The organism is Pseudomonas sp. FW305-3-2-15-C-LB1 (assembly GCF_058787615.1).
Map to the genome: position 1 here is coordinate 144,737 of NZ_JBYSZX010000008.1, position 18,066 is coordinate 162,802.

Here is an 18,066-nt window from a genome sequence, read left to right on the forward strand (position 1 = left end):
GCCTCGTCACCGTACATTAAAGCAGGGGACGGATAATGCAGGAGCCTGCGCGTAGAGTTCAACTCAGTCTGCTTTGTCGCCGCCGGCCAGGTTCTTCTTCGAGCCGGTCTTGAAGTCGGTCTCGTACCAGCCGTTGCCGCTCAAGCGGAAGCCCGGCATGGACAACATCTTCTTGAGCTCAGGCGCCTGGCAGGCTGGGCAATCGACCAACGGCGCTGCGCTGATCTTCTGAATGGCTTCCAGCTGATGACCGCAGGAAGCACATTGGTAGTCGTACATGGGCATGGCGATGTCTCGGCGATCAGAACGTTACTGCGCCACGCCTGCCCTACGGGTCCGCAGCATGCGTAGCAAAGCGCGGGATTATATCTGGTAAATCGAGGCAGCGCAGCCGGCTTCTGCCCAGGGCCCTGCCCGCCATGATGGAGGGCCGGCCCCGAAGCCCGGTGGCTATCCCGGTGAGCACGCAGGGTCAAAACGCCCTTTGAGGACATGAACCACGCACACCACCCTGACCAACCCACTGAAGTTCTTCACACCGCCATAACGCAAGTGTACTTCCCGATCGACATAAGACAGCAACGCACTGACTGAACAGGCATTGATCCTGGCGATTTCCGTGAGGATATTCCAATAGATCTGCTCCAGCCGCAGGCACGTGGAAAAACCATTGAGCCTCACCGACCGGGACAGCGGCTTGGCCAGCCCCATATCGAACCCTTTTGCAAAAGGGTCGATCTTTATCTTATGGAAACCACCGGTTTCCATCACTCCATTACCGACTCCGCGTGACATACACCTGACACTCCATTGCCAAACAACCGCCCATGGGTCGTCCCATTGGGCAATGCCCTATAAAAACAGCAGGGAGCGGCAGGCAGCCAGAAGACGCGGAGTTGATCGACGTAGGACAACGCCAGGAAATGCGCGGAAACAAGCGAGCGGCGCCAGGGCGGCGCCACTCAAGGTCAGCGTTTACTGATTTTCAAGCAGGGACCGCAGCATCCACGCGGTTTTCTCATGCACCTGCATACGCTGGGTCAGCAGGTCGGCCGTCGGCTCATCGCTGACCTTGTCGAGCAGCGGGAAGATACCGCGCGCGGTGCGGGTGACCGCTTCCTGGCCAGCCACCAATTGCTTGATCATCTCTTCGGCACTGGGCACGCCCTCTTCTTCCTTGATGGAAGAAAGACGGGCATAGATGGAGTAGGCACCCGGCGCAGCAAACCCCAGGGCACGGATACGCTCGGCAATGGAGTCCACGGCCAGGGCCAGTTCGTTGTACTGCTCTTCGAACATCAAGTGCAGCGTGCGGAACATGGGGCCCGTGACGTTCCAATGGAAGTTGTGGGTTTTCAGATACAGAACATAGGTATCGGAAAGCAGTCGCGAAAGCCCGTCGACGATGGATTTACGATCTTCTTCACTGATACCGATATCGATTGCCATGTTTATCCCCTTCAATTGACAAGCATTCATTGATCAGGTGCAGGACCACTCTAGCAAGAGTGCCGGTGATGCGCAGCCCGGCGCGGCAATTCGCCCCGGTGCGCCCTGCCGACCGGAGCAACCCAAGCCTTTGAGGCAAGTAGGAAATTTCTCTGCTGGCCGTTTGAAAAACCTGCACGTGTCTAGGACAAGCGTTTGCTGCAGAAATGCCATCGCCCTTGCAATACCCCGAAATGCTTGATTTGAGTAGGCACAGCCTTTGCTGTTAAATAGACAGCGTGTCGCCGCCGTTACTTTCTGCGGCAGCGGCATAGGCTGATACCCCGCGCACGTGCCCAACGCCTCCCATTGTTCAGAAGCGAACCGTGCCAGTCAGCTCTTCCTTGTGATCCGTCTTAACGTGAGTTAATCAAAATGTTGAAAATCGTCCACCTGCTAACGGGCGTTGCAGCTTTGCTGCTGTCCTTTATCCCGAGCCTGCAGCCTGAAAGCCTGCCGTATCTGGAACAACACGACGCTCTGTACCTGGCCATGTTCGGCCTTCTTAACCTGACGCTGGCACCGGTGATCCCTTACTGGAACAAAGGCACGCGTCATCAACTGCAAAACCTGGTCAGCGCGCTGCTGGTACTGACCGTTGTCGTACAAACCCTCACCCTCCTGGCACCCATGCCTGAAGTCGGCGGCCACCCGGCCATCCTGCTCAGCCTGGTGATCGCTGTGGTCGCCATCGTTCTTCACCTGGCCATCAGCTTCTACCGTTCGTCCCCTGCGGCCTCGTCGCAAACCTACGACATGACCAATCGGGATACCGGTACCGTCAAGTGGTTCAACACATCCAAAGGCTTCGGCTTTATTTCCCGTGATTCGGGCGACGATATCTTCGTCCACTTCCGGGCCATTCGCGGCGAAGGCCATCGCGTCCTGGTGGAAGGCCAGCGCGTGGAGTTCTCCGTGATGAATCGCGACAAAGGCCTGCAGGCCGAAGACGTGATCGCTGCACTGCCGCGCCGCTGATACCTGCGTTCGCAGCAAAAAACCGCGATCCAGCCTGGCTGGGTCGCGGTTTTTTTATGCGTGGCTATCAATAGTGAGGAGGCGGCGCTTCTTCTTCGGAGGTTTCGAACTGGCCGCCCATTTCTTCCTGGCGCTTGAGCAGCGCGGTCATCTGCAATTGCAGGCGCTCTACAGCACGCTGCTGCGTGACGAGGATGTCATTGAGGGTCTCGATGGTGTCGTCCTGAAAGGCCAGGCGGCTTTCCAGGTCGGTGACGCGGTCTTGCAGGTCCATGATTCAGCCCTGGTTGAAAATGAAGTCAGCAGGCAACAGCTCGCGCAGACGGGCGCGGATGGCAGCGACTTGCTCATCGGTGTAAGGCTGCGCCGGATGCTTGCCCCATACCGGCGCCGGCCAGGCAGCATCGTCGCGCTTGCGCACGATCACATGCACGTGCAATTGGCTGACCACATTGCCCAGGGCGCCGATGTTCATCTTGTCGGCGGCCAAGCCTTCATTCAACAACTGGGCCAGGGCAGTCGTCTCTTGCCACAAACGCTGCTGGTCGGCGACATCCAGTTGAAACACTTCGCTGATAGCGTTGATGCGTGGCACCAGGATGAACCACGGATAGTTTGAGTCATTGGACAGCAGCAGGCGGCACAGCGGGAAGTCCCCGATGACCAGTGTGTCTTGTTGCAGGCGTTGATCTAGGGCGAACACCGCGGGCACTCCGTTCGGCAAGTCAGGTTCAGGCGCCCAGCATACCTTCGAATGCGCACGGCTTCACGACGAATGCAGGAAAGCGCCGGCGCCAGTGATGAAAAAATATGCACTCTTTCGAGGCGGTCGAATATTTGAGCTACGCTAAACCGGGCCTCACCGGGACGCACCAAAATGACCCACTTGTGCCTCAAAGGGATCCGCCAAGTACCCACTCATGAGGGTGAACCGGTAACGTTTTTCCGTCGCACAGGTTTTATGTACCACCGAACAGGGGTAACACAGCCGCGTCAAGCCCAAACCAAACGGCGTAAAAAGCCCGTGCTTATGCGGTTTTTACAGGGCCGGAACGGTTTTCACGAAAAAATGACATTCGGTTACCGCTTTGTGCACGCTTGTTGCATTGACACCTGCATCGTCGGCAACGACACCCGATTGGAAGCAGGTGTTTCGCGATAAAGAACAGCAGCGTTTCAATGCGTATCAAGGAAGCGTTCAAACTTTGAAAAGGGTTTGGAAACAGTATTGAAGTTGTCAGTCCGGTTACAACAGGACTGTGGATTTGCGACATGGAGCTAGCAATTTACGACAGCCTCGTAAAGAAGCTGAAAGGATAGATGGGTAAGTATCGTCAATAGAGTCTGCGTGATATAACTTTGCGCCGACACATAAAAGAAAGAGCCGCCCAGATAAAAATACAGGTGGGACGGCAGTACTCTTCCTAAAACCAAAGGAGCAAATCACGATGCGCGTGATGAAGTGGAGCATGATCGCCCTGGCTGTTTCAGCAGGCACCTCGCAGTTCGCAATGGCGTCCGCCCAGGACGATTCCAAAGGCTTTGTTGAAGACAGCACTTTCAGCATCAATACTCGCGCTCTGTACTTCAGCCGCGACTTCCGCAACGAACCACTGCGTGGCTACGAGCAAGTCAACGGCAAGAACAAAAGTCGTGCCGAAGAGACTGGCCTGGGCTTCAACGCCCTGTACCAATCGGGCTTCACCCAAGGCACCATCGGTGTTGGTGTTGACGTGATCGGCCTGCTGGGCGTCAAGCTCGACAGCGGAAAGGGTCGCGCCGGTACCGGTCTGTTCCCCACCGGTGCAGACGGTCGCTCGCAAGACGATTACTCCAAAGGCGGCGGCGCGGTTAAATTCCGTATCTCCGATACTGTGCTGAAAGTGGGTGATCAGTACACCACAGCCCCAGTATTCGCCTCCGACGACAGCCGTTTGCTGCCTGAGCTGCCACAGGGCATCTCGATCACCAGCAACGAGATCAAGGGCCTGAAACTGGAAGGCGGTCACTTCACCTCCAGCGTCGCACAGAACCAGACCTTCCGTGACAGCCTGGGCCTGACGAAAACCGACTTTGCCGGTGCCGTCTACTCTTTCACCCCAGAGGTCACTGGCAGCCTGTACTACGCAAAAACCGAAGATTACTTCCGCAAGTGGTACAGCAACCTTAACTGGACCCACGCGCTGAGCAACGATCAGTCCTTCGCACTGGACTTCAACATCTACGACACCAAAAGCGACGGCGAAGGCAAGCAACGCGCTTACTACGACAACTCCGTCAAGCTCGATAACCGTGCATTCAGCTTGCAGGGTGCGTACACCATTGGCGCTCACACCTTCACCCTGGCAGCACAGAAAGTCACCGGTGATGGCGACTACGGCTACGGCGTAGATGGCGGCGGCTCTGTATTCCTGGCCAACTCCATTGCCCGTTCCGACTTCAACGCCGAAGGCGAGAAGTCCTATCAGGCGCGTTATGACATCAACATGGCGACCTTCGGCATTCCTGGTCTGAGCTTCATGACTCGTTACGTAACCGGTAGCGGCGCTCAAACCGCCACAACCTCCAACGGTAAAGAGTGGGAACGCGATATCGAAGCCAAGTACGTGATCCAAAGTGGTCCCGCCAAGGACCTGAGCCTGCGTCTGCGTCAAGCCACCTATCGTTCGGGTGATGGCGTTTACTACGGTTCGCCTTCGATCGACGAACTGCGTCTGATCGCGAACTACCCGCTGAACATCTTGTAATTGACCGTTTGATTACAACGATGGCTTAGGGCTTCGGCCTTAAATAAAAAGCCGCCCCCTTGCAGACAAGGAGGCGGCTTTTTTATTGCCGTTTAATTTCAATCGAAAAATAACTAGCAAGCTAACTAACGAGATTAACCCGTCGACCTTGAACCTGACCTTTTGGCCAAGTTCAACGCCATTGTCCTTAGTTACTTCGTAACACTTTCCTGCATCACACGAATAACCCGCTGCGGAAATGGAATATCAATTCCCGCCGCTTTCAAACGGTCACGCGCCAGTTCATTCAACATGAACATCACATCCCAATAATCCGCTGTCTTGGTCCAGCAACGCAGGGAAACGGTGATCGAACTGTCGCCCAAAGTCGAAACCACCGCCACGGCGGCCGGATCGGCCAGTACGCGCGGATCCTTCGCCAGCTCCAGCAGCACTTCACGGGCTTTCTGCAGGTCGGCTTCATAGTCCACACCCACATCAAACACCACCTTGCGGGTCGGCTGGCGGTTGGTGTTGGTGATCAGGCCGTTGGACAGGCTGCCGTTAGGGATGATCACGGTCTTGTTGTCGCCGGTGCGCAGCACGGTATGGAAGATCTGGATGCTGTCGACGGTACCCGAGGTGCCCTGGGCTTCGATCCAGTCACCAATGCGGAACGGGCGGAACAGCAGAATCAGCACGCCGCCGGCAAAGTTCGCCAGGCTGCCTTGCAAGGCCAGGCCGATAGCCAGGGTGGCGGCACCAATCGCGGCTACGAACGAGGTGGTTGCCACGCCGATCATCGAGGCCACGTTGACCACCAGCATGACTTTGAGCGCAATGTTCGCCAGGCTGGTAATGAAGTGTTGCAGGGCCAGGTCGGCATTGCGCATTGCCAGCAAACGTCCCACGCGGTGGGTCAACACATTGATCAGCCACCAACCGATGGCCAGGGTGACCACCGCCAGCAAAAACCGGCTGCCGTATTCCATGATCATCGGCAGCCACGACTCTGAGGTCTTGATCAGGTGATCCACTTCAGCATTGAAATCCATCTACATTCTCCTGGTTACCGGATGTTCGGCGTATCGAGTGGCCATAAATGCAATTGAGCCCAGGAGGGCTCAATAGTAGGCGCAGGTTGTGGGGCGTGGGACGTCAAAAACGCCCACAGGTTCCCCAATGTGCCATCAGTCGCGGAAGTTATTGAACTGCAGCGGCATGTCGAAGGTCTTGGCGCGCAGGGCCGCGATGGCTTCTTGCAGGTCGTCACGCTTCTTGCCGGTAACGCGTACCTGTTCACCCTGGATCGCGGCCTGGACTTTCAGCTTGGCGTCCTTGATGTGGGCGACGATCTTCTTCGCCAGCTCCTTGTCGATGCCTTCCTTGAGCACGGCTTCCTGCTTCATCAATTTGCCGGAGGCGTAGGCGTCCTTTACTTCAAGGCACTGCACATCGATCTTGCGCTTGACCAGCGACAGCTTGAGGATCTCGATCATCGCTTCCAGCTGGAAATCGGCTTCAGCGGTCAGGTTGACGGTCAGCTCTTTTTCCTTGAATTCGAAGCTGCCCTTGCCTTTCAAGTCATAGCGGCGATCCAGCTCCTTGACGGCGTTCTCGACGGCGTTGGTGACTTCGTGTTTGTCCAGTTCGGATACCACGTCGAACGAAGGCATGTCATATCTCCAATATAAGGGGCGGGCTCAGTAGAGATGGAGCGCGCCCAAGCTAAAATGCCGGGGCATTATAGCGGTTCTTTCGTCCCGTTCGCTGCGGGCGACCCTACGGAGCAAAAACTGATGTCGACCACCTGGCATATTCTCGGCGCCGGCAGCCTGGGCACCCTTTGGGCCACTCGCCTGGCGCGCGCTGGCGTGCCCGTACGGTTGATCCTGCGCGATGAAGCGCGCTTGGCCAGTTATCAGGCAGCCAAGGGGCTGACCCTGGTGGAACAAGGTGTAGAACACACCTACCCGGTGATCGGCGAAACAGCTGACAGTCCGGGGCCGATTCATCGCCTGCTGGTGGCATGCAAAGCCTACGACGCTCAAGCCGCCGTCGCACAGTTGCAACACCGCCTTGCACTGGACGCCGAACTGATCCTGTTACAGAACGGCCTGGGCAGCCAGGATGCCGTCGCCGCGCAACTGCCCCAGGCCCGCTGCATCTTCGCCTCCAGCACCGAAGGCGCGTTTCGCGATGGCGACTGGCGCGTGGTGTTCGCCGGCCATGGCTACACCTGGCTGGGCGATGCGGGCCACCCTACCCCGCCGCTGTGGCTCGACGACTTGCACGCCGCCGGCATCCCCCACGATTGGAGCACCGACATCCTCACGCGGCTCTGGCGCAAGCTGGCGCTCAATTGCGCCATCAACCCGCTGACCGTGCTGTATCAGTGCCGCAATGGCGAGCTACAGGCCCACCAGTGCGAAGTCGCCACCCTGTGCGCCGAACTCAGCGAACTGCTGGAATGCTGCGGCCAGCCCGACGCCGCGCTGGACCTGCAACACGAGGTGAAACGGGTGATCCAGGCCACCGCCGCGAACTACTCCTCCATGTACCAGGACGTGGCCGCCGGCCGCCGCACCGAAATCAGCTACCTATTGGGCTATGCTTGCCAGGCGGCCGCCCGCCACCAACTGAACCTGCCGCACCTTCAACAGCTAAAAGTGCGCCTGGTCGAGCAGTTGCTTGCACGCGGATTGCCCCGCGACTGAACCACGCGCTACCCTGCCCGCCTGTCTATCACCTGGGAAAACCCTGATGCCGCTGCGCCAGCGTCTTGAAAACCTACCGGTCGGGCAGAAACTGCTGGCCGCCCTGCTGGTGCTATTGACCACCGTACTGCTGGTGGCCAACCTGACCTTTATCAGCGCCGCCTACTGGATTTCCCAGGAAAGCATGGCGCCCCAGGCCTTGCAGGCCATCGGCCGCCTGGTGTCCAACCCGGCGCTCGCCGCCGAGGCCCTCGAATCGCCGGCCAAGGCCGACGCATTGCTCAATGAACTGACCAGCTATTCGCCGCTGCGCGCCGCCGCCCTGTATGACGGCGACGGCAACCGTTTAGCGCAGATGCAACACGGTGACCGCCTGCACCTTCCCGATAACTACCGGCATATCGAGGCCTGGCGTGTCACCGAGTTTCGCAGCAACCAAGTCATCACCCTGCCTCGCGCCGGCCAACCGTCCGGGCATTTGCTGCTGGTGGCCAGCAGCGAGCTGCCAGTGGCGTTCTACACCGGCACGCTGACAGCCAGCCTGGGCATCCTGATTTTCAGCGTACTGTTGTGGCTGGTCATCGCCCGCCAGATCAAACGCCTGATCACCCGGCCGATCCACGAGCTGGAAGAACTGTCGCGCCAGGTCACCCGCGAAGAGAACTACGCCCTGCGTGCCGGTCGCGGTAACCGCGATGAAATCGGCAGCCTGGCCGAAGCCTTCAACACCATGCTGTCGCGCATCGAAGCCCGAGAGCAGCAGCTCAAGCGTGCACGGGACGACTCCCAGGCGGCGTACGACCAGGCCCAAGGCTTGGCCGAGGAGACGCGCCACACCAACCGCAAGCTGGAGCTGGAAGTCCAGGTCCGCAGCAAGATCGAGAAAAAGCTCACCGGTTTCCAGAATTACCTGAACAGCATCATCGACTCGATGCCCTCGGCCTTGATCGCCCTGGATGAACAGCTCTACGTTACCCAATGGAACCAGGAAGCCAGCGCCCTCTCCGGCACGCGCCTGGATGAAGCCCTGAATCAGCCGATCTACCTGGCCTTCCAGCCGCTCAAGCCTTACTTGCCGCAGATCAGGGCGGCGGTCGAGCAACACACGGTGGAGCGCATCGAACGCGTCACCTGGTTCAAGGACGACGAAGCCAAGCACTATGCCCTCACGTTTTACCCGCTGATGGGCGGTGCCGGACGTGGCGTGGTGATCCGCATCGATGACATCACCCAGCGCCTGTCCCTGGAAGAAATGATGGTGCAGTCGGAGAAAATGCTTTCCGTCGGCGGCCTGGCCGCCGGCATGGCCCACGAGATCAACAACCCGCTGGGCGCGATCCTGCATAACGTGCAGAACATCCGCCGCCGCTTGTCCCCCGACTTGCCGAAGAACCTGGAACACGCGGAACAGGTGGGTATCGAGTTGGAGACCGTCAACCGCTACCTGCAAAGCCGCGAAGTGCCGCAGTTGCTCGACGGCATCCAGCAGGCCGGGGCGCGGGCGGCGAAGATCGTCACCCATATGCTCAGTTTCAGTCGCCGCAGCAACCGACAGATGGCGCCTTGCGACTTGCCGGCATTGATCGACCAAGCGGTGGAGATCGCCGGTAACGATTTCGACCTGGCCATCGGCTTTGACTTCAAGGGCCAGGCGATCATCCGCCAGTTCGATCCCCAATTGGGTCCGGTGCCCGGCACCGCCAACGAACTCGAACAGGTCCTGCTCAACCTGCTGAAAAACGCAGCCCAGGCCATCCACCTGCGTGAAGACGACAGCGAACCGGGGCGCATCATCCTGCGCACCCGCCTCAACCCGCCGTGGGCGGAGATCCAGGTGGAAGACAACGGCATCGGCATGAGCGAAAACGTGCGCAAACGCACTTTCGAGCCGTTCTTCACCACCAAGGAAATCGGCCAGGGCACCGGGCTTGGGCTGTCGGTGTCGTATTTCATCATCACCAACAACCACAAAGGCCAGATGGAAGTGCACTCCACCCTCGGTCAGGGCACCTGCTTTACCTTGCGCTTACCCCTGGCCGGCAGCCAGCTGCCGCCTTACGAACTCACCCAACTGGAGCAATGAACATGGGCTTTCGCCTGTCGAAAATCTACACCCGCACCGGCGACAAGGGCGAAACCGGCCTGGGCGACGGCCGCCGCGTGCCCAAGGATCACCCACGGGTGGAGGCCATTGGCGAGGTTGATACGTTGAACAGCCAGTTGGGCTTGTTACTGGCCAGCCTGGAAGAACAGAGTGGCAAACATCCGGAACTGAAGGATGTGATCGAGGTGCTTACGCCTTGCCAGCATCGCTTGTTCGACTTGGGGGGCGAGTTGGCGATGCCGGTGTACAAGGCGTTGAATGCGGCGGAAGTGGACCGGCTGGAAGCGGCGATTGACCGCTGGAATGAAGAAGTGGGACCGCTGGAGAACTTCATCCTGCCCGGAGGCTCGGCGTTGATCGCCCAGGCCCATATGTGCCGCAGCCTGGCGCGCAGTGCGGAGCGGCGGTGTCAGCAGTTGAATGCGATCGAGCCGTTGGAAGGGGTGGGGTTGGCGTATATCAATCGGTTGTCGGATTTGCTGTTTGTGGCGGCGCGGGTGATTGCAAGGCGCCAGGGCGTGGCCGAGGTTTTATGGCAGGCTGCCGCTAAACCCCACTGATTATCCAGCGCCTGATCTGACGCCTTCGCAAGCAAGCCCACTCCCACATTTGACCGCATTCCAACGGTAGAACTCGGTCGAATGTGGGAGGGGGCTTGCCTCCCCGATAAGGCCGGTCAGAACAGCCTCAAATCTCAGGCCAGAACGCACGAATCCCTGCGACACCTTGGGCCCCAGCCTCCCAAGCCTTCTCCCGCTCGGCGGGTCCAACCCCACCCAACAGAAACACCGGTTTGCTGAACCCACGGATCAGCTCTGCGGCCTGCTCCCAACCCAACGGCTGCGCATCAGGATGGGTCTGGGTCGGTTGCACCGGCGACAGCGTGACAAAATCCACGTCCATCATTTCTGCCAGAGCCAATTCCTCGGCGTTATGGCAGGAAGCAGCCAGCCAGCGATCCTTCGGCAACGGGCGCCCCTTGCTGGCGTATTTGCGCAATTGCGCCGAGGTCATGTGCCAACCGGCCGCAGGAAAATCCCCCAGCCATTCAAACGGCCCCTTGAGCATCAACTGGGCCTTGCCCGCACACAGGCCCACCGCATCCACCGCAAGGTCGCGGTATTTGGGGTCGTAGCCGTTGGGCGCGCGCAGTTGCACCAGCTTGATGCCGCCAGCAATGGCTTTCTGAATACCCCGCAGTAACGTCGGGGTTTCCAGTTCGCCCGGTGTGATCAGGTACTCGGCAGGTAAACGCGCAGCCGCAACGATCGGTGCATTGGCCGCCGGGAACTCGTAGTTGAGCAGATCCCGGGGCGCCACCCACTCCAGCGGTTGCCCTTCGGCGCCATGGGGCTCACCGGTAAAAGCCGAGACTTCCCAGACATCCAGTAACACCTGCTTGTCCGGGTAGTCATGCTGCACCTTGATCAGCGGTCGCGCCGTGGTGACCTGGATGCCCAGCTCTTCCTGCAATTCGCGGGACAGTGCGCCGGCTACCGATTCATTGGCTTCCACCTTGCCGCCGGGAAACTCCCAGAGGCCGCCCTGATGCTGGGTATCGGCGCGGCGCGCCAGCAGGATTTTGCCGTCGACACCGCGGATCACCGCTGCTGCTACATGCACTCGTTTCACCGCGCTTATCCTCTTAGGTACGGTATTCCGCGTTGATCTTCACGTACTCGTGGGACAGGTCGGTGGTCCAGATGGTTTCGCTGCATTCGCCGCGACCCAACTCGATGCGGATGGTGATTTCTTCCTGCTGCATGACCGCCGAACCCTGGGCTTCGGTGTAGGTTTCAGCACGGGCGCCACGGCTGGCAATGCACACATCGCCCAGGAACACATCGATCTTGCTCACGTCCAGGTCCGGCACACCGGCGCGGCCGACGGCCGCCAGGATACGGCCCCAGTTCGGGTCAGAGGCGAACAGCGCGGTCTTGATCAGTGGCGAGTGAGCCACGGTGTAACCCACGTCCAGGCATTCCTGGTGGTTAGCGCCGCCGTTGACTTCAACCGTCACGAACTTGGTCGCGCCCTCGCCGTCCCGCACGATGGCCTGCGCCACGTCCATGCACACTTCAAACACCGCCTGCTTCAACGCGGCGAACAGCGGGCCGCTGGCCTCGGTGATCTCCGGCAGGTTGGCCTGGCCGGTGGCGATCAGCATGCAGCAGTCGTTGGTCGAAGTGTCGCCATCGATGGTGATGCGGTTGAATGACTTGTTGGCGCCGTCCAGGATCAGGCTGTGCAGCACGTCGCGGGAGACTTTGGCGTCGGTGGCGATGTAGCCGAGCATGGTGGCCATGTTTGGACGGATCATGCCCGCGCCCTTGCTGATGCCGGTCACGGTGACGGTCACGCCGTCGTGCACGAACTGGCGGCTGGCGCCTTTTGGCAGGGTGTCGGTGGTCATGATGCCGGTGGCGGCCGCCGCCCAGTTATCCACAGAAAGGTCGTCCAATGCGGCTTGCAGCGCACCTTCGATTTTTTCGACGGGCAATGGCTCACCGATCACGCCGGTGGAATACGGCAGCACTTGGCTGGCGTCCACGCCGGTCAGTTGGGCCAGCTTGGCGCAGGTACGCGCCGCCGCTACCAGACCTGGCTCGCCGGTGCCAGCGTTGGCATTACCGGTGTTGGTCAGCAGGTAGCGGATGGTACCGGCCACGCGTTGCTTGGCCAGGATCACCGGCGCGGCGCAGAACGCGTTGAGGGTGAACACACCAGCAACGGTCGAGCCTTCGGCGCAACGCATCACGACCACATCCTTGCGCCCCGGGCGCTTGATGCCGGCCGAAGCGATACCGAGTTCAAAACCGGCAACCGGGTGCAACGTGGGCAAAGGACCAAGACCAACAGCCATGAATGCGCTCCTTAAAAATGGGTGATGTCTGTGCCGTCGTGAGCGACGGTGAAATTAATGGCAAAACGCCGCGACGGCAGGAGCCGGTCGCGGCGCAGGGTGTTGCAGCGTCAGGCGGAAATCTTATTCGATCTGGCCGTGGCAGTGTTTGAACTTCTTGCCCGAGCCGCACCAGCACAGCTCGTTGCGACCCAGCTTCTGTTCGTTGCGCACCGGGCTTTTAGCCAGGGCCACATCGATCTCTTCGCCCAATACCTCAGGAGCTTCCAGGCCCGGTGCTTCGTCGTGCTGGAACTGCATACGCGCAGCCAGTGCCTCGGCTTCCTGACGCAGGCGGGCCTCTTCCTCGATCGGGTCTTCGCGACGCACCTGAACGTGGGAGAGCACACGGATGGAATCGCGCTTGATCGAATCCAGCAGTTCGGAGAACAGCGTGTACGACTCGCGCTTGTACTCCTGCTTCGGGTTCTTCTGGGCGTAACCGCGCAGGTGAATGCCGTGACGCAGGTGGTCCATGGTCGACAGGTGGTCTTTCCACAGGTCGTCCAGCACGCGCAGAACGATTTGCTTCTCGAAGGTGCGCAGTGCTTCGGCACTCGCCTGCTCTTCTTTCTCGTTGTACGCGGCCAGCAATTCGGCCATCAGTTTTTCGCGCAGGGTTTCTTCGTAAAGATGGTCGTCTTCGTCCAACCACTGCTGGACCGGCAAGTCGACACCGAAGTCGCTCTTCAACGCCGCTTCCAGGCCGGCAACATCCCACTGCTCAGGCAGGGATTGTGGCGGGATGTGCGCGCTGACGGTGGCGTTGAGCACGTCCTGGCGGAAATCGGCGATAGTCTCGCCAATGTTGTCGGCGGCCAGCAACGTGTTACGCATGTGATAGATCACTTTACGCTGTTCGTTGTTGACGTCATCGAACTCGAGCAGTTGCTTACGAATATCGAAGTTGCGGCCTTCAACCTTGCGCTGCGCCTTCTCGATGGCGTTGGTCACCATGCGGTGCTCGATCGCTTCACCGGACTGCATGCCCAGGGCCTTCATGAAGTTTTTCACGCGGTCCGAGGCGAAGATGCGCATCAGGCTGTCTTCCAGGGACAGGTAGAAGCGGCTGGAACCGGCGTCACCCTGGCGACCGGCACGGCCACGCAGCTGGTTGTCGATACGGCGCGATTCGTGACGCTCGGAAGCGATCACCTGCAGGCCGCCGGATTCCAGCACGGCCTGGTGGCGCTTCTGCCAGTCGGCCTTGATCTGGGCGATCTGCTCGGGGCTCGGGTTGTCCAGGGCCGCGACTTCCACTTCCCAGTTGCCGCCCAACAGGATGTCGGTACCACGACCCGCCATGTTGGTGGCGATGGTCAGTGCGCCCGGACGACCGGCCTGGGCGATGATCTCGGCTTCTTTTTCGTGGAACTTGGCGTTGAGGACCTTGTGCTCGATGCCTTCCTTGTTGAGCAGGTTGGACACATGCTCGGAAGTCTCGATGGTGGCGGTACCCACCAGGATCGGACGGCCCTTGGCCATGCCGTCCTTGATGTCATTGATGATCGCCGCGTACTTCTCTTCGGCGGTCAGGAACACCAGGTCGTTGTAGTCCTTACGCGCCAGTGGCTTGTTCGGCGGGATAACCACCACCGACAGACCGTAGATCTGGTGGAATTCGAACGCTTCGGTGTCGGCCGTACCGGTCATGCCGGACAGTTTGTTGTAAAGACGGAAGTAGTTCTGGAAGGTGGTGGACGCCAACGTCTGGCTTTCAGCCTGGATGTTGAGGTGTTCCTTCGCTTCGATGGCCTGGTGCAGGCCTTCGGACAGACGGCGACCCGGCATGGTACGGCCGGTGTGCTCGTCGACCAGCACGACCTGGCCGTCCTGCACGATGTACTCGACATTGCGATGGAACAGCTTGTGGGCACGCAGGCCGGCATACACGTGGGTCAACAGGCCCAGGTTGTGCGCCGAGTACAGGCTTTCCCCCTCGGCCAGCTCGCCGATCTGGGTCAGCATTTCTTCGACGAACTGGTGACCGGCTTCGTTGAGTTCGACCTGGCGGGTCTTCTCGTCGATGGTGAAGTGGCCTTCTTTGGTCACCACGCCTTCGACTTCCTCGATGTGCTGCTCCAGGCGCGGGATCAACTTGTTGATCTCGGTGTACAGGCGCGAGCTGTCTTCGGCCTGGCCGGAGATGATCAGCGGGGTACGGGCTTCGTCGATGAGGATGGAGTCGACTTCGTCGATCACGGCAAAGTTGAGTTCGCGCTGGAATTTTTCTTCCATGCTGAACGCCATATTGTCGCGCAGGTAGTCGAAACCGAATTCGTTGTTGGTGCCGTAGGTGATGTCGGCGGCATAGGCGGCGCGCTTCTCCTCCGGCGGCTGGAACGGCGTTACCACGCCGACGGTCAGGCCGAGGAATTCATAGAGCGGGCGCATCCAGTTGGCATCGCGGCGAGCCAGGTAGTCGTTCACCGTCACCACGTGCACGCCCTTGCCGGACAATGCGTTGAGGTAAACGCCCAGGGTCGCCACCAGGGTCTTGCCTTCACCGGTGCGCATTTCGGCAATCATGCCTTCATGCAAGGTCATGCCGCCGATCAACTGGACGTCGAAGTGGCGCATGCCCATGACACGCTTACCGGCTTCACGGGCGACCGCAAAGGCTTCGGGAAGCAGCTTGTCGAGGGTTTCACCTTTGGCTATGCGGGCCTTGAACTCTTGGGTCTTGGCGCGCAATTGCTCGTCCGAAAGGGCAACCATCTGCTCTTCGAAGGCATTGACCAGCTGCACCGTCTTGAGCATGCGTTTGACTTCGCGCTCATTCTTGCTTCCAAAAAGTTTCTTTAACAAAGGCGCAAACATATCGGCAGGTTCTTCCACACATAGGGATGGAGGGCGCACCGTGAGTGGCCCGAGCAGCCCTCACGGCCGCATGCGAACGCGCATTCTACCCGGAATCGTGGGTGAGGAAAGTGGCGTTGTTCCCCGATGCTGGCATGGGGCGGTGAGAGGGCTTGTTTAAAATAAGGGCTTTTACCGGAACTTCAACCCATGGAGCGCAGAAGTTACCGATTGATTTCACGAACAAAACCCATGGATGCAGCGCCTGGGGCGTACGGGGGCTTTCTGCTACGATGGCAGCTCTGTTACTTAAGGTGTCCAATAATGGCATTTCGCCCCTCACCAGCCCGCGCGCCTGCGGTGTTGCTTCGTGATGCCAAGCCGCTGAAAGCCATCTTCGGCCATGCGCAACGCCTGGGCCGCCTGCAACGCCTGCTTGAAAGCCAGCTGCAACCGGCCGCGCGCGAACACTGCCGCGTAGCGTCCTGGCGCGAAGGCAACCTGCTGCTAATTGTCACAGATGGCCATTGGGCGACACGTCTGCGTTATCAGCAAAAACGCCTGCAACGTCAATTGATGGCCTTTGATGAATTCGCCGGCCTGACGCGCATCCAGTTCAAGGTACAACCGCCCACCACCCTGCCTGCCGTGGTGGAGCATACTCACGACCTGTCGACGAATGCCGCCGAAACCATTCAGGCAACAGCCGACGGGATCAGCAACCCCGCCTTGCGCGCTGCACTTGAGCGGCTGGCAGCCCACGCCAGGCCCAAACCCTGAGTCTCTATTTGCGCTTGCTGCCGCCTAGCAAAGATCCCAACAAACCACGCACCAGTTGCCGTCCCATCTGATTGGCGGCCTGCTGCATCGCCGATTTCAGCGCCTTGCCTGCCGTGGTGCCCAGAAATGCACCGGCCCTGTCGGTGAAGCTCGGCTCGTCGTTGGTCGGCCTGGTTTCTTCGGTCGGGCCAAGCGCCTTGCGTGACATCAGCACTTCGTAAGCGGACTCCCGGTCGATCGGCTTGTCATAACGCCCCTGCAGCGGCGAGCTGGCTACCAACGCGGCGCGTTCGGCTTCGCTGAGCGGCCCTATCCGTGATTGCGGCGGTGCCACCAAAACGCGCTGGACGACTTCCGGCGTGCCTTTTTCCTGCAAGGTGCCCACCAAGGCCTCACCTGTACCCAGTTCCGTCAATACCGACAAGGCATCAAATGCAGGGTTTGGCCGAAACCCATCCGCTACGGCGCGCAGGGATTTCTGTTCCTTGGTGGTGAACGCCCGCAAGCCATGCTGGATGCGCAGGCCGAGTTGGGCCAACACGCTGTCCGGCAGGTCGCCTGGCGATTGAGTGACGAAATACACACCGACGCCTTTGGAGCGAATCAGCCGCACCACCTGTTCCAGGCGCTCCTGCAAGGCCTTGGGCGTATCGGCGAACAACAAATGAGCTTCATCAAAAAACAGTGCAAGCAGCGGCTTGTCTGCATCGCCACGCTCGGGCAGTTGCTCGAATAGCTCCGCCAACAGCCACAGCAGGAACGTCGCATACACCTTCGGCGCCTCGTGCACCAGGCGGCTGGCGTCCAGCAGATGGATGCGCCCGCGCCCATCGCTGGTGGGTTGCAGGATGTCTTCCAACTGCAGGGCCGGTTCGCCAAACAAGGCTTCAGCGCCCTGTTGCTCCAGCACCGCCAGGCGCCGCAAGAGGGCCTGGCTGGATCCGGTGGTCATCAGCGCCGCGTCTTCACCCAGTAATTCCGGGTGATAGCGCAGGTGGTTAAGCAGCGCCTTGAGGTCCTTGAGGTCCAGCAACAGCAAGCCTTCGCGATCCGCCACCTTGAACGCTGCGTAAAGCGCCGACTGTTGGCTGTCAGTGAGCTCCAGGAGACTACCGAGCAACAACGGGCCCATCTCGCTGATGGTGGTGCGCAATGGATGACCGGACTGCCCGTGGATATCCCACAGCGTGACCGGATAAGCCTTGGCCGTGTAGTTCAGGAAAGGCATGCCGGCGATGCGCTCGGCGACCTTGCCTTGCGGGTTCGCTGCGGCGCCCAGGCCGCAAAGGTCCCCTTTGATGTCCGCGGCAAACACCGCCACGCCGGCGTCACTGAAGGCTTCCGCCAGGCGTTGCAATGTAACGGTCTTGCCCGTGCCGGTGGCACCGGCGATCAACCCGTGGCGATTGGCCAACCGCATGGCCTGGGCGATGGGCTGGCCGGAAAGATCGGCACCGATAAGCAGTTGCGAGGAGTCAGGCATTTCGTCACCCATGGTTAATCTTTAGTGTCGCCAGGTCGATACAGGCAGATGTGAGACCCACAAAGTCTAAAAATAGGTCAGATAGTTCC

17 protein-coding genes are annotated in these 18,066 nt (G+C 59.8%); 6 read left to right on the forward strand and 11 right to left on the reverse strand.

Annotation, left to right across the window (positions count from 1 at the left end; genetic code table 11):
* Positions 1-63: 63 nt before the first annotated feature.
* The 3 genes from AC3WP7_RS17510 to AC3WP7_RS17520 form a co-directional block, all read right to left on the reverse strand.
* Positions 64-285 (reverse strand): FmdB family zinc ribbon protein, encoded by a 222-nt coding sequence (locus AC3WP7_RS17510; RefSeq protein ID WP_003209804.1) that lies wholly within the window; start codon positions 283-285, stop codon positions 64-66.
* Between the two features lie 165 nt (positions 286-450).
* Positions 451-795, reverse strand: coding sequence for a ribbon-helix-helix domain-containing protein (locus tag AC3WP7_RS17515; RefSeq protein WP_092246880.1), 345 nt, complete (start codon positions 793-795; stop codon positions 451-453).
* Positions 796-975: 180 nt separating this feature from the next.
* Complete coding sequence (locus AC3WP7_RS17520; protein WP_071489389.1) at positions 976-1,449, reverse strand: Dps family protein; 474 nt, start codon at positions 1,447-1,449, stop codon at positions 976-978.
* Between the two features lie 414 nt (positions 1,450-1,863).
* Between AC3WP7_RS17520 and AC3WP7_RS17525 the strand changes: the two genes are divergently transcribed.
* Positions 1,864-2,466: a cold-shock protein gene (locus AC3WP7_RS17525; protein ID WP_092246878.1), complete on the forward strand. Its 603-nt coding sequence runs from the start codon at positions 1,864-1,866 to the stop codon at positions 2,464-2,466.
* Positions 2,467-2,533: 67 nt separating this feature from the next.
* Here AC3WP7_RS17525 and AC3WP7_RS17530 read toward each other — a convergent pair whose 3' ends face one another.
* The gene (locus tag AC3WP7_RS17530) at positions 2,534-2,740 is read right to left on the reverse strand and encodes a SlyX family protein (protein ID WP_015885618.1); all 207 of its coding nucleotides are present in this window, start codon (positions 2,738-2,740) and stop codon (positions 2,534-2,536) included.
* 3 nt (positions 2,741-2,743) lie between these two features.
* The gene (locus AC3WP7_RS17535) at positions 2,744-3,169 is read right to left on the reverse strand and encodes an HIT domain-containing protein (RefSeq protein WP_071489388.1); all 426 of its coding nucleotides are present in this window, start codon (positions 3,167-3,169) and stop codon (positions 2,744-2,746) included.
* 745 nt (positions 3,170-3,914) lie between these two features.
* Here AC3WP7_RS17535 and AC3WP7_RS17540 point away from each other — a divergent pair.
* Complete coding sequence (locus tag AC3WP7_RS17540; RefSeq protein WP_071489387.1) at positions 3,915-5,213, forward strand: OprD family porin; 1,299 nt, start codon at positions 3,915-3,917, stop codon at positions 5,211-5,213.
* Positions 5,214-5,404: 191 nt separating this feature from the next.
* Here AC3WP7_RS17540 and AC3WP7_RS17545 read toward each other — a convergent pair whose 3' ends face one another.
* Positions 5,405-6,247 carry a mechanosensitive ion channel family protein gene (locus AC3WP7_RS17545; RefSeq protein ID WP_071489386.1) on the reverse strand — a complete coding sequence of 281 codons (843 nt, stop codon included), beginning with the start codon at positions 6,245-6,247 and terminating at the stop codon, positions 5,405-5,407.
* 135 nt (positions 6,248-6,382) lie between these two features.
* Positions 6,383-6,868, reverse strand: coding sequence for a YajQ family cyclic di-GMP-binding protein (locus tag AC3WP7_RS17550; RefSeq protein WP_071489385.1), 486 nt, complete (start codon positions 6,866-6,868; stop codon positions 6,383-6,385).
* 123 nt (positions 6,869-6,991) lie between these two features.
* Between AC3WP7_RS17550 and AC3WP7_RS17555 the strand changes: the two genes are divergently transcribed.
* The 3 genes from AC3WP7_RS17555 to AC3WP7_RS17565 are packed head-to-tail and all read left to right on the forward strand — an operon-like array spanning position 6,992 to position 10,573.
* Entirely contained in the window at positions 6,992-7,909 is a 918-nt protein-coding gene (locus AC3WP7_RS17555; RefSeq protein ID WP_093513910.1) for a putative 2-dehydropantoate 2-reductase, read from the forward strand.
* A 46-nt stretch (positions 7,910-7,955) separates the two neighbouring features.
* The gene (locus AC3WP7_RS17560; protein ID WP_071489383.1) at positions 7,956-9,992 is read left to right on the forward strand and encodes a sensor histidine kinase; all 2,037 of its coding nucleotides are present in this window, start codon (positions 7,956-7,958) and stop codon (positions 9,990-9,992) included.
* Between the two features lie 2 nt (positions 9,993-9,994).
* Positions 9,995-10,573 carry a cob(I)yrinic acid a,c-diamide adenosyltransferase gene (locus AC3WP7_RS17565; protein WP_071489382.1) on the forward strand — a complete coding sequence of 193 codons (579 nt, stop codon included), beginning with the start codon at positions 9,995-9,997 and terminating at the stop codon, positions 10,571-10,573.
* 127 nt (positions 10,574-10,700) lie between these two features.
* Here AC3WP7_RS17565 and AC3WP7_RS17570 read toward each other — a convergent pair whose 3' ends face one another.
* From AC3WP7_RS17570 to secA, 3 genes are all read right to left on the reverse strand, one after another.
* A complete protein-coding gene (locus AC3WP7_RS17570; protein WP_071489381.1) occupies positions 10,701-11,645 on the reverse strand; it encodes a Nudix family hydrolase in 945 nt (314 codons plus the stop codon).
* A 13-nt stretch (positions 11,646-11,658) separates the two neighbouring features.
* Positions 11,659-12,876 carry a bifunctional glutamate N-acetyltransferase/amino-acid acetyltransferase ArgJ gene (argJ, locus tag AC3WP7_RS17575; protein WP_071489380.1) on the reverse strand — a complete coding sequence of 406 codons (1,218 nt, stop codon included), beginning with the start codon at positions 12,874-12,876 and terminating at the stop codon, positions 11,659-11,661.
* A 123-nt stretch (positions 12,877-12,999) separates the two neighbouring features.
* Complete coding sequence (gene secA, locus AC3WP7_RS17580) at positions 13,000-15,735, reverse strand: preprotein translocase subunit SecA (protein ID WP_092246861.1); 2,736 nt, start codon at positions 15,733-15,735, stop codon at positions 13,000-13,002.
* A gap of 303 nt (positions 15,736-16,038) precedes the next feature.
* Here secA and AC3WP7_RS17585 point away from each other — a divergent pair, with 303 nt between their 5' ends.
* The gene (locus AC3WP7_RS17585; protein ID WP_071489378.1) at positions 16,039-16,494 is read left to right on the forward strand and encodes a DUF721 domain-containing protein; all 456 of its coding nucleotides are present in this window, start codon (positions 16,039-16,041) and stop codon (positions 16,492-16,494) included.
* Between the two features lie 4 nt (positions 16,495-16,498).
* Here AC3WP7_RS17585 and AC3WP7_RS17590 read toward each other — a convergent pair whose 3' ends face one another.
* Positions 16,499-17,977, reverse strand: coding sequence for a helicase HerA-like domain-containing protein (locus AC3WP7_RS17590; protein WP_102591901.1), 1,479 nt, complete (start codon positions 17,975-17,977; stop codon positions 16,499-16,501).
* Positions 17,978-18,066: the final 89 nt, after the last annotated feature.

Coding starts and splice junctions, on each gene's coding strand:
- AC3WP7_RS17540 (WP_071489387.1), top strand. CDS start 3,915: ATGCGCGTGATGAAGTGGAGCATGATCGCCCTGGCTGTTTCAGCAGGC.
- AC3WP7_RS17565 (WP_071489382.1), top strand. CDS start 9,995: ATGGGCTTTCGCCTGTCGAAAATCTACACCCGCACCGGCGACAAGGGC.
- AC3WP7_RS17525 (WP_092246878.1), top strand. CDS start 1,864: ATGTTGAAAATCGTCCACCTGCTAACGGGCGTTGCAGCTTTGCTGCTG.
- AC3WP7_RS17530 (WP_015885618.1), bottom strand. CDS start 2,740: ATGGACCTGCAAGACCGCGTCACCGACCTGGAAAGCCGCCTGGCCTTT.
- secA (WP_092246861.1), bottom strand. CDS start 15,735: ATGTTTGCGCCTTTGTTAAAGAAACTTTTTGGAAGCAAGAATGAGCGC.
- AC3WP7_RS17560 (WP_071489383.1), top strand. CDS start 7,956: ATGCCGCTGCGCCAGCGTCTTGAAAACCTACCGGTCGGGCAGAAACTG.
- AC3WP7_RS17520 (WP_071489389.1), bottom strand. CDS start 1,449: ATGGCAATCGATATCGGTATCAGTGAAGAAGATCGTAAATCCATCGTC.
- AC3WP7_RS17585 (WP_071489378.1), top strand. CDS start 16,039: ATGGCATTTCGCCCCTCACCAGCCCGCGCGCCTGCGGTGTTGCTTCGT.
- AC3WP7_RS17555 (WP_093513910.1), top strand. CDS start 6,992: ATGTCGACCACCTGGCATATTCTCGGCGCCGGCAGCCTGGGCACCCTT.
- AC3WP7_RS17510 (WP_003209804.1), bottom strand. CDS start 285: ATGCCCATGTACGACTACCAATGTGCTTCCTGCGGTCATCAGCTGGAA.
- argJ (WP_071489380.1), bottom strand. CDS start 12,876: ATGGCTGTTGGTCTTGGTCCTTTGCCCACGTTGCACCCGGTTGCCGGT.
- AC3WP7_RS17590 (WP_102591901.1), bottom strand. CDS start 17,977: ATGCCTGACTCCTCGCAACTGCTTATCGGTGCCGATCTTTCCGGCCAG.
- AC3WP7_RS17545 (WP_071489386.1), bottom strand. CDS start 6,247: ATGGATTTCAATGCTGAAGTGGATCACCTGATCAAGACCTCAGAGTCG.
- AC3WP7_RS17515 (WP_092246880.1), bottom strand. CDS start 795: ATGTCACGCGGAGTCGGTAATGGAGTGATGGAAACCGGTGGTTTCCAT.
- AC3WP7_RS17550 (WP_071489385.1), bottom strand. CDS start 6,868: ATGCCTTCGTTCGACGTGGTATCCGAACTGGACAAACACGAAGTCACC.